This window comes from Psychrobacter sp. VH5, from assembly GCF_050572635.1.
Lineage (GTDB): Bacteria > Pseudomonadota > Gammaproteobacteria > Pseudomonadales > Moraxellaceae > Psychrobacter > Psychrobacter celer.
Genome location: NZ_CP192145.1, coordinates 1,584,602 through 1,598,748, shown reverse-complemented (window position 1 = coordinate 1,598,748; position 14,147 = coordinate 1,584,602). Strand labels below are relative to the sequence as shown.

General features: G+C 47.5%; 12 protein-coding genes and 1 other RNA gene. 3 read left to right on the top strand and 10 right to left on the bottom strand.

The window, feature by feature from the left end; all coding sequences use genetic code 11:
- Positions 1-2 precede the first annotated feature (2 nt).
- The 7 genes from gloB to ffs form a co-directional block, all read right to left on the bottom strand.
- Positions 3-782, bottom strand: a complete 780-nt coding sequence (gene gloB, locus ACNFVB_RS06805; RefSeq protein ID WP_075100892.1) for a hydroxyacylglutathione hydrolase — start codon at positions 780-782, stop codon at positions 3-5.
- 109 nt (positions 783-891) lie between these two features.
- Positions 892-2,724, bottom strand: coding sequence for an extracellular solute-binding protein (locus tag ACNFVB_RS06800; RefSeq protein ID WP_430738482.1), 1,833 nt, complete (start codon positions 2,722-2,724; stop codon positions 892-894).
- 375 nt (positions 2,725-3,099) lie between these two features.
- Positions 3,100-4,251, bottom strand: coding sequence for a 3-phosphoserine/phosphohydroxythreonine transaminase (gene serC, locus ACNFVB_RS06795; RefSeq protein WP_430736970.1), 1,152 nt, complete (start codon positions 4,249-4,251; stop codon positions 3,100-3,102).
- A 141-nt stretch (positions 4,252-4,392) separates the two neighbouring features.
- The gene (locus ACNFVB_RS06790; protein ID WP_430736969.1) at positions 4,393-5,229 is read right to left on the bottom strand and encodes a hypothetical protein; all 837 of its coding nucleotides are present in this window, start codon (positions 5,227-5,229) and stop codon (positions 4,393-4,395) included.
- Positions 5,230-5,270: 41 nt separating this feature from the next.
- On the bottom strand, positions 5,271-8,207 hold the full coding sequence (locus tag ACNFVB_RS06785) for a M48 family metalloprotease (protein WP_430736968.1): 2,937 nt from the start codon (positions 8,205-8,207) through the stop codon (positions 5,271-5,273).
- A gap of 47 nt (positions 8,208-8,254) precedes the next feature.
- Complete coding sequence (locus ACNFVB_RS06780; protein ID WP_430736967.1) at positions 8,255-8,851, bottom strand: LemA family protein; 597 nt, start codon at positions 8,849-8,851, stop codon at positions 8,255-8,257.
- A gap of 261 nt (positions 8,852-9,112) precedes the next feature.
- Positions 9,113-9,209, bottom strand: an RNA gene (gene ffs, locus ACNFVB_RS06775) — signal recognition particle sRNA small type.
- A gap of 252 nt (positions 9,210-9,461) precedes the next feature.
- Between ffs and ACNFVB_RS06770 the strand changes: the two genes are divergently transcribed.
- Positions 9,462-10,178 carry an SIMPL domain-containing protein gene (locus ACNFVB_RS06770; protein WP_192993940.1) on the top strand — a complete coding sequence of 239 codons (717 nt, stop codon included), beginning with the start codon at positions 9,462-9,464 and terminating at the stop codon, positions 10,176-10,178.
- A gap of 123 nt (positions 10,179-10,301) precedes the next feature.
- On the opposite strand, the gene ACNFVB_RS06765 is transcribed toward ACNFVB_RS06770, so the two are convergent.
- The 3 genes from ACNFVB_RS06765 to ACNFVB_RS06755 all read right to left on the bottom strand — a co-directional run bounded on the left by ACNFVB_RS06765 (position 10,302) and on the right by ACNFVB_RS06755 (position 13,092).
- Complete coding sequence (locus tag ACNFVB_RS06765) at positions 10,302-11,135, bottom strand: DUF4124 domain-containing protein (protein WP_430736966.1); 834 nt, start codon at positions 11,133-11,135, stop codon at positions 10,302-10,304.
- 198 nt (positions 11,136-11,333) lie between these two features.
- Positions 11,334-12,743 carry a type I glutamate--ammonia ligase gene (gene glnA / locus ACNFVB_RS06760; RefSeq protein ID WP_430736965.1) on the bottom strand — a complete coding sequence of 470 codons (1,410 nt, stop codon included), beginning with the start codon at positions 12,741-12,743 and terminating at the stop codon, positions 11,334-11,336.
- Positions 12,744-12,909: 166 nt separating this feature from the next.
- The gene (locus tag ACNFVB_RS06755; RefSeq protein ID WP_430736964.1) at positions 12,910-13,092 is read right to left on the bottom strand and encodes a hypothetical protein; all 183 of its coding nucleotides are present in this window, start codon (positions 13,090-13,092) and stop codon (positions 12,910-12,912) included.
- Positions 13,093-13,290: 198 nt separating this feature from the next.
- Between ACNFVB_RS06755 and ACNFVB_RS06750 the strand changes: the two genes are divergently transcribed.
- Together ACNFVB_RS06750 and ACNFVB_RS06745 are read left to right on the top strand one after the other, a co-directional pair.
- A complete protein-coding gene (locus tag ACNFVB_RS06750) occupies positions 13,291-13,473 on the top strand; it encodes a hypothetical protein (protein WP_430736963.1) in 183 nt (60 codons plus the stop codon).
- Positions 13,474-13,519: 46 nt separating this feature from the next.
- Positions 13,520-14,143, top strand: coding sequence for an anthranilate synthase component II (locus tag ACNFVB_RS06745; protein ID WP_105245670.1), 624 nt, complete (start codon positions 13,520-13,522; stop codon positions 14,141-14,143).
- Positions 14,144-14,147: the final 4 nt, after the last annotated feature.

The window sequence follows — 14,147 nt, the reverse complement described above, 5'->3', positions numbered from 1 at the left end:
AATTAGAAGTTGTTTTTCAGCTCACGTAGCGCGGCAAATACCGTCAGTGACTTATCATCATCGATCGCCATCTTGGCCTTGACACCTGCGATCACACTCGGCTCTTGTGTGCGCAAAAACACATTGACAGCACGCTCATGCGCTAAGGTCACCGGCAGTGTTGGGGTGCCTTGGGCGGTTTTTTCTTCTGCTTGCGCCAATGCTTGCTGCATCGCTTCATTAGCAGGCTCGATAGAGAGACCAAAGCGTAGATTGCTGGCAGTATATTCATGCGCTGGATACAGCAGCGTCTCGGCTGGCAGTCCGTTTAAACGCTTAAAGCTCTCATGCAACTGCTCTATCGTTCCTGTAAACACGCGGCCGCAGCCAGCACTAAACAAGGTATCTCCGCAAAAACAATGCTTTTGACCATCGATATCTAAGACATAAGCCACGTGACTTGCCGTATGACCCGACACGTCCCATACTTGCGCCGCGCAGCCCCAGGCACTGACCGTGCTACCATCCTTGATGGTCTGGTCTTCATCGACCGTATGCTCGCCATGGGCCACCAGATGCGTCATCGGATAAGACTCTTGTAGCTCTGCCACACCGCCGATATGATCATGATGATGGTGGGTGGTCCAGATAGACGTCAGCTCCAGCTCATTGTCTTCTAGATAAGCAACGACAGGCTCAGCTTGACCCGGATCAATGACGATGGCTTGCTTGTTATTTTCATTAATGAGCGCCCAGATATAGTTGTCATTAAACGCTTTAATCGGGTGAATACGAATACTCATATCAAATCCTTACCAGTAGTTATAGGTGTTGCTTATCTTTTTATTCAAGTATTGAGAATGGCTATTTTTGATAAACGATACATTAGATATTGGGTGCCCAAGCCATCGTTTATTTTTTCAAGTAGTTATTAACGCGCGCTTCGGCTGCTTTATCTACCCACCAGTAGTCGATTCCGACTGCATTGGTCGGCAGTGTGCCATTATGGCGATACTGATTCCAGTAGGCAACATTGGTACTAGATTTGCCATATAGCGGGACCATATAGTGGCCTGCGCGTAGCAGACGATCAAGGACGTGCGTATATAAGACAATCTCGTCACGACTTTCGGCGTCGCCTAATTGTTCTATCACCTCATCTATCGCCGCGTTTTTGATACCTGCCGTGTTTCGGTTGCCCGTCTCATCGGCAGCGCTACTACCCCAAAACCCTACTTGCTCAGCACCAGGCGATAAGCTTTGGGCAAATACATCGACCACCATATCATAATCAAAACGGCGCATTCGCTCGTAATATTGTGGGCCATCGACTTGCCGCAAGGTCGCATCGAACCCTAAACGCTTGAGATTACGAATATAAGGCAGCAACACACGCCCCATAGTCTCGCCCGTCATCAGCATCTCAATCCGAGCACGCTTACCATTAGGCTGATATAGCTGCATATCGTCATAATAAAAACCCGCATCTAGCAATAGCTTTCTGGCTTGTAATAACCCTTCGCGATTGAAGCCGCTAGCATCGCTGGTGGGTAGTTGCCATCTCGCCAATACTGCACGGCGCTGAATCGGCTCAAGTGTCGGCAGTAGTGGTTTTAGCACCTGCATCTCGGTAGGCGATGGCATGCCCGTAGCGGCAAGCTCCGAGCCATGAAAAAAGCTTTGCAGGCGCTCATACTGCCCATGAAACAGTGTCTTATTCATCCATTCAAAATCATAAGCGGCGCTCAGTGCTTGGCGCACGCGAATGTCTTGAAACAATGGCCGGCGCAAATTCATCACCAGCGCCTGCATAGGTACTGGGTTTTGACTGCTGATGGTTTCTTTTTTAATGAGCCCTGCTTTTACCGCTGGGAAGCGATAACCGGTTGCCCAATTAGAGGCTTTATTTTCTGGGCGAAAGCGATATTGTCCAGATTTAAACCCTTCAAAGGCAATCTCATCACTTTGGTAATAGACAAACTTAATCCTGTCAAAGTTATAGCGACCGCGATTGACCATCAAATCTCGCCCCCAGTAATTGGGATCACGGACATAGCTCACCGAGCGTCCCGCATCGACGCGGCCAAGCTTATAAGGCCCACTGCCCATGAGCGGCGTTAGGCTGATTTTTTCAAAGTCGGTATCGATAGAGGATTTGGCAAACACTGGAAACTGCCCGACTGTTAATAGAATCTCTTTATTATCATCGGAGGTAAAGACAAACTTGACTCGCCGCTTATCGACAATTTGGATGTCTTTGATATCTCCCAAATAGCTACGAATATACATCGGGCCTTTATTTAATATGGCGTCATAAGTGGCTTTGACATCGGTGCTAGTGACCTCTGTGCCATCCCAAAAACGCGCCGCAGGGTTAATATGATAGATAATCCAGCTGGTGTCCTCAGGATCGTAGGTAACTTTGCTGGCCAGCTGCGGATACATGGTAAAGGCTTCATCTAATGATCCGGTCATCAATGTGTCGTACAGATAGTCGGTACCGACCATCGCCACCCCCGTGGTCATCCATTTATTGGCCGCATTAAAGGTGCCGCGCGCATCGAGTGACAGCGTGCCGCCTTTGGGCGCATTTGGATTGGCATAGGGCATATATGGGGCGTCGGCATATTCAGTGGTGCTATTATGACCAAGCGCTGTCGTGGTGACAGGCGCTGCCATAGCTATCGGCAGCCAGCCGATGACCAGAGCAAACAAAACGGTTTTTGGCAGGGCTTTTTTGGGCATCATGGGGTATCAACAGACCTCTTTACTTACCGTACCTATCATCGAAAAAACGTGAGCATTATAGCCATAACACGTAAAAACCACTGCCAAGCTCTGCCCTCGAAAAATTTTATCATAACAAACTTAGGTTTTTTCACCTAATGATTTGCTGGATTGATGTCGTCATGCTCGAGGCTTTTTTGATAATACAGCGCAGCGATGAGGTGGGTTTACATCAGTAGAGGCACGGTTTTAGGTATACAGTAGGTTTGCCTAGCGGTTTTTTGACTGACAATAAAAACGCCTGCACATAAAAAAGACGCCGCTTATAAAAGTGGCGTCTTTTTTGTCTTTTAGTGTTTGCGTGATAGCGTTTGAATTATAGCGACCGCTTGATTAAGCATGCTTTTTTTCAAAGGCAATCATAAAATCCACCAGCTGCTGTACCCACTCAAGCGGTACGGCATTATAAATACTAGCGCGCATACCGCCGACATCGCGGTGACCTTTTAGGTTCAATAGTCCTGCGGCCTCTGACTCTTCTAAAAACACCTTGTCCAGACTGCTGTCTGCCAAGGTAAAAGGCACGTTCATGATAGAGCGATGCTCAGGGGCAACGGGGTTGTTATAAAAACTGCTGTCGTCAATGGTTTTGTAGAGCAAGTCGGCTTTTTGCTGGTTAATCTTGCCGATCGCAGCCACGCCGCCCTGCGCCTCTAACCAATCAAACACCAATCCTGCCAAGTACCATGAGTACGTCGCTGGGGTGTTTGACATCGACGCTTTTTCGACTTGGTGCTCATAGTTCATAAGCATAGGGCACCACTCACTGGCACGGCCAAGCAAGTCTTCACGGATGATGACAATGATAAGACCTGCCGGACCGATGTTTTTTTGGGCGCCGGCGTAAATCATGCCAAACTTTGACACATCTATCGGCTGCGACAAAATGCAAGAAGACATATCGGCAATAATAGGTGCGTCGACTTGTGGTGGCTCAAATATCTGTAGACCGTGAATGGTTTCGTTGGCACAGTAGTGAAAATACGCCGCATTGTCGCTTAGGTTCCACTCGCTTTGGGCTGGCACGTCAGTAAAATTACCGTCTTTGCCAGTAGCGACCTCATTGACTGCGCCCAACCCCAATGCTTCATAGCGTTTGGCTTCTTTGACCGCTTTACCTGACCAAGCGCCCGTCGTTAGATAGTCACCGCGCCCGCCATTTAATAAATTCAGAGGAATCGCCGAAAACTGTAAGCTGGCACCGCCTTGCAAAAACAGCACTTTATAGTTATCTGGGATCTCCATCAATGTCCGTAACTTGCTCTCAGCCTTTTCTGTGATAGCGACATAGTCTTTACTACGATGGCTCATCTCCATCACCGAAAGGCCGCGCCCTTGCCAGTCAAGCAGCTCTCTTTGTGCACGCTCTAAGACGGTGGTGGGCATGGTCGCAGGACCCGCACAGAAGTTTGGCAGACGATGCGCGGCAGCGTTTGGATTGGTAGAAGCGTTGGATGTGTGGATGGATTCTGGGGTTGTAGACATGGTTATTATCCTAAATTGATGAGGTCATCATTGTTGGTTAACAGCTAAGCTGATTAACGATTAAAGCGCCTAGGGCGAATTTTTAAAGGCATTGTCAGTCTGACAGTTTTCTTATTATCTCAAATGCTCAGTTATGTTCATTTACGAGACAGACTTTGCTATCTGTTGCCAAAACTGCCGCTTCAGACGGCTATCGGCGAGCATTTCATCCAAAGTTGGGAGCGTAGTTAGGGCAGGATGCGTCAGCCCGTCAGGCAAAGCCGTCAAAGCCGCCACTTGCACTTCTTCACTACGCCCAATCTTAAAAACATAGCCTGCTAAGCTGGCATTGGCAAGCTCGGCGGTATCCATGCCCGCACAGATCGGAAACGCCGTGGTCTCACAAGTCATCGATAACGCTTGGGTGATGTTTTGCCACAGTTTTTGGCTGTCCTCGCTGAGGGTTTGCATGTCCACCAGTATGACCCAGTTGCCGTAGCGGCCACCTTGTAAACTAAACGGCAACACCTTTTTGTTGCTCTCATCAGCATATTTATCTGCTGATGCATGTATCGCTGATGGCGCAGCAGTGGTTGTTTTTACGGCGTCAACGAGTGGTGCCACCACCTGCGCGACGGTTGGTAGAGCAGGCTCGCCATCCAAATAGGCATCATCGTGATAAGAAGACGTATCGCTCGTGTCTAAATGATTTGACGAGCCATCATCGACGCGGTGAGGATGGCGGTCATTGACGGGGCTTTGGGTATTCCACGCTGCATCGCTGTCGCTAACATCGCTGACAGGACTGCGCTGCGAAGAGGCAAGAGAGACGCTAGGACTTGAGAGGTTTGACAGACTTTCGCTAATGGCGGGGATATCAGCCATGCTTAGCGTCGCAGCACCTGGGCGCACCCACTGATTAATACCCATCATCGCTAGGATTTGGCGCTGCTGCACACGGCGCTGTAGTACAATTTGCGGATCTTGGATATCACTCATGCGGTTCTGCTGTCTTATTTTTTAATTGAGAGCGGGCGATGTTAAAAAAGCTGGCGAACGCCTAACCAATGCTCTGCCAGCATCATCAGGCAGTCGTATTCATCTTGACTGATTATCGTATCGTGTAACATGACAGTATGCAATGTACTTAGCCATCGTCGATACTCATTATAATCTATTTGGCCGCTATCCTGTTGTCTCTTGCCACAATTATTATCTTCCGCCTTATGAGTACTCGCTGTATCAGCATGGTCCGCGTGATACGCTGGCACCATACAGACCACCGCTAACAGCTGGCTACTATTTAAGTGAGATGCGGTCATTAATAGCCACTGTAGATTTGCATCGCTGACGGCATTTAAGTCAATATCAATCAAACGGACATGCCGCCTTACATCCACGATGTAGCGCGCAGCACTCTCCCATGCTGGCAGCCTATGGCGATGGGCGTTTTTGGACAGCCGATACGCCAGTAGTATCAGCACCGACCTCCTCACGGCATCCAGACCAGAAAACACCTGACTTGATGGGTCAAGCTGCGCGCCTATATCCTCCATACCCGCCTGCAATAGCGTCTGCCAGCCGGACGGCTTATCGGTATTCTTGTCATTTAACACCGCAAAAAGCGTTGGCAATAACCGCTGTAAATGTAGTGCTTGCCATAATGACACGATAGACACTTCTTGTGGCTTGGTGCATGCCACTTGATCAGATACTGATAATGGTGTATCTGTGCCAGACACAAGGTCTGCTGAGATATCCTGAGCAAAGTCAAAGGTCAAATCCACTGCCAGCTGGCGAGCAAACAGCTGTAGTAAACCACACTGATAGCGAGCGAGCATGGTACGGCTGCTTTGTTGCTGCTGATAATGCTGATGGGCGTGGTGGTCATAACTGCGCTCGTTTTGCAGGCGCTGTGCGTTAATTGTCTGTGCCGATAAGTCTTGCTGATGCAGCTGCTTTATCGCAAAAACCAGCACCGCACTGTCTAAGCGCCGATCCAAATTGGCCACCGCTGTCAGCAGTTTAGCATCTATCGTATGCGGTAAGATGGGCAGGTTGTTATGACTGTCATGATTGCTATCTACAGTGGATGCTGTGTTTTTCTTGCCTTGATCTTGTTGCGTATTACTTTGCGATACTTCATCACCGACAATCCCCTCCCAAACGTCGTGCAAATCATATTTCATCGTCGTCGTCAGCAAGCGCCGTTGATGGCATAACATGATGGCTTCGATCAAAGCTTGCGCGCCCAATGGGTGATGACTGTGATCCAGCACGTACTGCGGCAGGCAAACCTGATGCAAATCGTCGCTATCGATCCATGGTTTTTTTGGTAAATCGCTATCGGGTTTTGCCATCCATGGCTTTAGTAGCTGACAGGCACCTATATCCTCTGCTGATACTTGCAAGCGGCCATCAATCACGACATCTTCTTTTATGGTAAAGGGCAGCCCCGACTCTGCCTCTAAGGCATTATTAAGCTCATTGATCAAAACATCGACATTTTCTTTGATGTTTTCTTCAGCATTTTTGTCTTTTTTGGTGGCAGTAGCAGGGAGGTTATTAACAACTGGTTTTTTATCTTTACTTAGGCTATTTGCTTGGACTTCGCCCCAATCACCTAGGCGACGCTGCGCATATATCTGTTTTATTTTTTGCTGGTTTAAGCGTTTTTCATGGGCAACTTGCACAGCAAAGTCATGATAGGCTTTGGCATTGACGGCACTCATGCGCTCGCTTAAGCTTGGGTGGGTAGCAAACCACGATACATCCCCTAAGTCCGCGCCGCTACTGGCAAAGAAAAAATGACTCAGACCATTGATATCAGCGATGTTGGTTAAGCGCGAGCCTACTGTGTCTTGATGAATGGCTTTTAGAGTCTCTATAATCGCCGGCGAGCGGGTCAACTGTACGCTGGTAGCGTCGGCGAGCAACTCACGCTCACGGTTGAAGCTGTGTTTAATCAACTGAGCGCAGGCCATACTCGAAAAGCTCAGCCCATGTAACAGCAATGTCCACACGCTACGCGGCGCTTGCCGATCAATGATAGGATTATTCAGCCGGCGCGACTGAGACTGCGTCAATGATAGCGGTTTGTGCGATTGGGCTTGCCAGTACGACACCCATTCGCGATGCGTGGTAAAGCTTGCCGTCTGCGCCTCGGTACGACGTGCATGACTGTCGATGCTACGCTGCGGCATCAAAGCGCTTTGACTAACGCTGCTATCAATAGAGCCAGCATAGCGATTGTCACTTATCAAGCGATTGCTGTTATGACTGATAGGATCGCTCCAATCATACAGTATCTGTAGTCCTGCTAGCACCACCATCAGCTGTAGGTTAAATGTCGCATCACCATGTAATATATGACCGTACTCATGGCCAATCAGTCCATATAATGCTTCATCAGAGAGCTTGTCTAACGCACCCTGCGTCACGACTAATACCATGTCTTGACTATGGCGGCCAGCGACAAAACCATTGATACCTTGCTCATCAGGCAGCACGTACAATATCGGCATATCCAGCCCCGATGCAATAGCCAGCTGCTGCGCAATTTCGTAGTAGCGTCGATAGACAGGAGGGAAATCTCGCTCATCACGCACTGCGATCTGACGGTCGCTAAAGCGAACTTTTTTGGCCGCAGTGTGCTGCTGAGCCACCCCTTGACTGTGCTCCCAAGCATCCTGACTGCTATCAACAAACAAACGAACCGCCCCCACGCGTTGAGCAATCGCGCGGCCACCCGCTCTGAGGCGGCGATACTCTACAAAACTACCACCAACAAAACTCGCTATGATGCAAACGATAGCCAAAACCAACGCCCAGTAGTAAATACCCCCTGTAAATATCGTCAGCAACAACCACACAACTCCGAGAGCCACTGCTATATGAGCCAAGACGATCAAAAAAAACAGCCCATAAAGTAACAGACTGCGGCGCGTGCGTATCCGCTGCTGAGCAAAAAAATCCATCCGCTTATCTCAAATTGGCGACACTTTTTGTGCTTTTACTTGGTATCTCAAGTCATATCTACAACAGGGGCTTTGGCAATGGCGTCTCTATCTGCAAAGACCAGTGGGCTGAGCGGACGAAAGCCAAAAGTGCTGCTGACAAGATTGTTTGGAAACACCTCACGGTCATTATTATAAAACATCACGCTATCGTTATAGTGCTGACGGGCAAAGCCTATACGGTTTTCGGTATTGGTCAGCTCATCCATCAGCTCTTTGATCATGCTATCCGCTTTTAGCTCAGGATACGCCTCCACCACCGCTGAGAGTTGCCCCAAAGCTTTAGACAGCATGCCTTCTGCTTTGGCAAACAACGCCATATGCTCAAGCGACTCTGGCTGATGATGCGTAGAGTCTTGTAGGCTTTGGGCGTGATTACGGGCGCCAATCACACGGCTTAAGGTCTCTTCTTCATGCGTCAGATAACGCTTGGCGGCCTCAACCAAGTTTGGAATCAAGTCATGACGACGCTTGAGCTGGACATCTATCTGCGCAAAACCATTTTTTGCTTGATTGCGCGCGCGTACCAATTTATTAAATATCGACACCCCAAACACGACCAGTAGTACCATGAATATAATCAGTAGCCAAATAAACATCTTCATAAGCAAATCCCAATGTGTCTAGAGTATTAATGATACGTTAATACCTTGTATTTTAGCTTAAATTTATTCATGAAGCGCTAGCATCGGGCAATTTTTAGATAAAAAAAAGCCCTTTATGATAAAGGACTGAATATCGAAAACTGCTTTTGATGTTTTACAATTTTGATGTACTAGAGAGGCATAGAGATAGGTATTAAGCAAAACAGGCTGCGACTGGACAATGATAAAGACCAATATCAAATTTTAGGCAAAAAAAAGCGACTCCGTCAGCACATCCTCGGCACACATTGTATCTACTACCGTTGCTACCTTCCGGTCCTGGCGGGATTCATAGTACAATGTTGCGAGGCTACCAACGGAGCCACCGGATGAGATTATACAAGGATTTTTTAATTTTACAACCCCTATCTCAAACGTGTTTGTTTTAATCGAAAAATAAGTCTGTAACCTAGCTCACAAAATTCTCACAGCAACTTATACAGATTTTGCTATTTTAGTGAATGAAGTTGTACACATATCAACACTTAAAAATAAAAGCTACAACTTCCTTTGTAAATACCTTTTGAAAGTATTCATATGAATACCCTTAACATTGATTTAGGAGATAACCATGAAAAATACTCTATTGAATAAACTGGCCATCGCTTCTGGTACTGCTTGTTTAATGACAGCCATGATGGGTAGCGCGCATGCCGAGCCGACAGGCTATGATCAGCTGAGCTTTCAAACCGAAGTCAAAGAAGAGGTGCAAAATGACGAAGTGCGCGCCAGCATGTACAAAAAAGCCCAAGCCAGTACCTCAAAAGCCTTGGCCACCACGCTCAACACATCTATTAATAATGCCATGAAAATCGCTAAGCGCTACCCGAGCGTGACGGTCAGCACCGGACAGCAGCGCACCTATCCGCGATATGATAAAAACGACAAAATCATTGGCTGGACGGGGCAAGCCAGTATCGATCTAAAAAGCACCGACTTTGCGGCTACCAGCCAGCTAATTGCTGATTTGCAAGAAACGCTAGTGATGGATAACCTAAACTTTGGCGTCTCTGATAGCAAAAAAGACGCACTAGAGCAAAAGCTGATGACCGAAGCGTCTCGCGCTTTTCAGCAGCAGGCCAAAAACCTAACGCGCGCTTGGAATGCACGCGGCTACCGTGTGGTCACGGTCAATCTAAACACAGGAAACAACTACCCTCGTCCAATGTATAGCGCTATGAGCATGAAATCAGGCATGGCAGACGAGTCGGTACCAAGCCAAAGCTTTGAGTCTGGTAATAGCACTATCTCAGTGACTGCCAATGGTACCATTGAGCTGACCAAATAACTTTTGCGCCATAAAGACAGTTGTTAGCAAAAAACTTTATAAGTACCTAACTATCAAAGGATATCAAGGGCAGCCACCTATCGTAGCGGCTGCCCTTTTTTGTATGCTATTAGGGTATGGCGCTTACTTGGTAAAAGCATCATTAGTTTTAGGCTGTGCATTTTGAACCGTTTGTAGACTGCCATCCTTTTGCCGCAGTTTTAACAGCAGTTTTTGATGCCATGGTAGATTTTGGTAGGCTAAGCGCTGCTGCGCGATTTTTTTATTGTTTTGGAGGGTTTGAGTGTTTTGAATCACATGTACCGTACGGGCTGTTTCTTTGAGCAGCCGTCCTTTCTCATTTTGTATGACCGCCTTTATGTTATGCGCGCCGGGCATAAGATCGACAGTGGCGATAGAAGCACTTAACCCTTGTGCAACCTCACTACCATCAAGATAAATATGGACTCCATCACCCGCCTGCAAGGCAGGCGTCACCTGTACGCGCACCTCGATGCTTTGAGCAGGACGGCGATATGCGCGAGTCTCGCTAGGCTCGGCGATCATAAGCTGATAGCTCACTGCCTTGCGCGCCTTATCTGTGCTATTGACCGTGCTCACAGGCGCAGATGACGAGGTCGCCTCGCCAGTCACCTGACCAATCGTGTCTCTACCAGTAGAAACAGCCGTCTGACTGACAGTTTTGTCCGTCTGCTGCTCATAGTTTTGTGGCCGATCGGTAAAGGTAACTTGTCCCGTCTTTTCATCGACTACTTTATAGATGGTTGCTGCGTGACTGGTAGGCACTGCGATAGGTACTGTGATACTCACTGAAAGTACGGTCAGCCCTGTCAGCAAACCGAAACATTTGGCTTTTATGCCTCTGGTCTTTAGAGTACTGGACTTTAGAGCGCTGGTTGTTACGTCAGCGTCTTTTATATGAGTGTTTTTTATATGAGCAAGGATAAATGTCGTCATGGTCAAGCCACCTAATCAGTCTGATACTTCCTATTATGCGGCATTTGCGTGACGAAATCAGTAGCGATGTTTTATTCATTTATCGGGTGGTGTACTTTTTATTTTTACGCATAAAAAAACCAGCTAAGGCGGACTTAGCTGGTGATTTGATGTTATTTTACATTTAGCTTAATTTCAGCGCTTTGAGTACGCAGCTGATTAGCAGCTGTAGTACATATCAAACTCAACAGGATGCACAGTTACGTTTAGACGTTGTACTTCTTCTTCTTTCAAAGTAATAAACGCTTCTAGCATGTCTTTAGTGAACACATCGCCTTTTAACAAAAACTCGTGGTCGTCTTTTAGCGCTTGTAGGGCGACATCCAAGCTCTCTGCTACCGTTGGGATTTGCGCTTCTTCTTCTGGTGGCAAGTCATACAAGTTTTTGTCAGCAGCTTCGCCTGGATGCATCTTGTTCTGGATACCGTCAAGGCCTGCCATCAATAGCGCAGCAAATGCTAGGTATGGGTTGGCCGTTGGATCTGGGAAGCGTGCTTCGACGCGTACTGCTTTTGGACTGCTCACGTGCGGAATACGGATAGACGCTGAGCGGTTTGATGCAGAATACGCAAGCTTGATAGGTGCTTCGTAATGCGGCACTAGACGCTTATAGCTGTTCGTTGATGGGTTGGTAATCGCGTTCAATGCACGAGCGTGCTTGATGATACCGCCGATGAAATACAGTGCCGTTTCAGATAGTCCAGCATACTCATCACCAGAGAACATGTTTACGCCATCTTTTGAGATTGACATATGCACGTGCATACCTGAACCGTTGTCACCAACGATAGGCTTCGGCATAAAGGTCGCTGTTTTACCAAACTGGTGCGCCACGTTATGGACAACATATTTCAATTGCTGAACTTCATCCGCTTTACGTACCATCGTGTTGAATGCAACACCAATCTCAGACTGGCAAGACGCCACTTCGTGGTGATGAACTTCAACGCGGCCTTCGCCAACGATCTCTTCGATACGCTCACACATCACAGAACGCATGTCATGCGAGCTGTCGATTGGTGGTACTGGGAAGTAACCGCCCTTAACGCGTGGACGATGCGCCATGTTGCCCCACTCATACGTCTCATTAGTCGACCATGCTGCTTCTTCAGCCGTGATTTTATGACTGACGCCAGACATATCAACCGACCACTTAACATCATCAAATACAAAGAATTCAGGCTCAGGACCGAAGTAAGCCGTGTCACCGATGCCCGTTGATTTGAGATACTCTTCTGCGCGGCGAGCGATAGAGCGCGGGTCGCGATCGTAGCCTTGTAGCGTTGATGGCTCGATGATATCGCAGGTCACGACGACTGTAACGGCATCAAAAAACGGGTCGATAAAAGCCGTTTCAGGGTCAGGACGTAGGATCATATCTGAGGCTTCAATGCCCTTCCAGCCAGCGATAGATGAACCATCAAACATTTTGCCGTCTTCTAGCACTTCTTCGTCGATGGTAGAGGCAGGAAAACTGATGTGTTGCTCTTTACCGCGAGTATCGGTAAAGCGAAAGTCAACCCATTTAGCATTAGATGATTTGATAAGATCCAATAATTTATCTGACATAAATAGTCTCCGTTGTGTTGATTAGATATTTGCAATATAAACTGTTTTAACGCTATTTTAACAACATATGACTGACAATGTTGCTTTGTGCAAATGCTGGCTGATTATTATTAATAAACAGTGATAGACAGCAGTAGCTGATAAAGAAGCAGCTCATCATCAACCCTCATACTGTCCGCTGACAATAATGATGCAACTGCTGTGCCAAGCTGCTTGGCGCATGACAGTGCAGCATATCCATCGGCAGCCAAATAGTAAATAAATACAGATATTTAGCGTGTTTTTGCCAATGCGTGATAAAGATATCTTCTTGGACGATCACCACCATATGATGATTTAGCGCATCCATTAGTGTCTTTAATGCACCAAATTAGCTCATACAATGGTGCAACCTGTCTCTTCAATGCTCTTTTTTGGGGCAAATAACCTGTCTGGTCAGCACTGCGCCCTGTTTTAACTCAACCGACTATATCAGAGTGAGTCGATTTTTGATACATTGCCTCATGTCACGTTTGCCTCACTTGCTCGGCACACATGGCATCTATCTATGAGCGGCTGTCGTGCTGCGTTTGATAGCACGCAAAATAGTGGTAAGATAACGGCGGACGATAAAAACTGTGACAATCCTATAAGCTGGCGCACGCTCAACCATACAGCAAACAAGCATGTAGCAAAAAAGAAAAAAACGACCACAGCTGTCGTTCTACATCTACAAAAGCAAGACTTATAAAGCTAAGATTTATAAGAAAAGCCAAACCAACTAAGTTGATACCCACATGATTTTGATGATCGATAATTACGACAGCTTTACGTACAATATTGTACAGTACTTCGGTGAACTACAGCAGGATATCACCGTCTGGCGTAACGATGAGATCAGTCTCCAGCAGATCCAAGCCCTCGCACCAGATGCGATCGTAATTGGCCCTGGCCCGTGTACCCCTGACCAAGCGGGTATTTCTTTGCAAGTTATCGATGCCTTTAAGGGCGTCATACCTATCTTGGGCATCTGTCTTGGCCATCAAGCCATTGGACAGGCTTTTGGGGCGCAGATCATCAAGGCAGGCGCGGTCATGCATGGCCGCCTATCTGCGGTATATCATAACGACCAAGGCGTATTTTTTGGCCTGCCAGCACCCGTGCAAGTCACCCGCTATCACTCACTGGTGATTGACCAAGCCAGCTTGCCTGAGTGCCTAGAGATGACTGCTTGGACACAACATAGTAATGGTAGCATCGAGGAGATCATGGGCGTTCGTCATACTGCCTACGCCATTGAAGGCGTGCAGTTTCATCCAGAGTCCATCCTAAGCCAAGCAGGTTATCAGCTGCTCAATAATTTTTTGCACACTCATGGTTTGGCAGTACTGCCTACAGATGCCTTACCGCAAGTCGGTTAAAGTC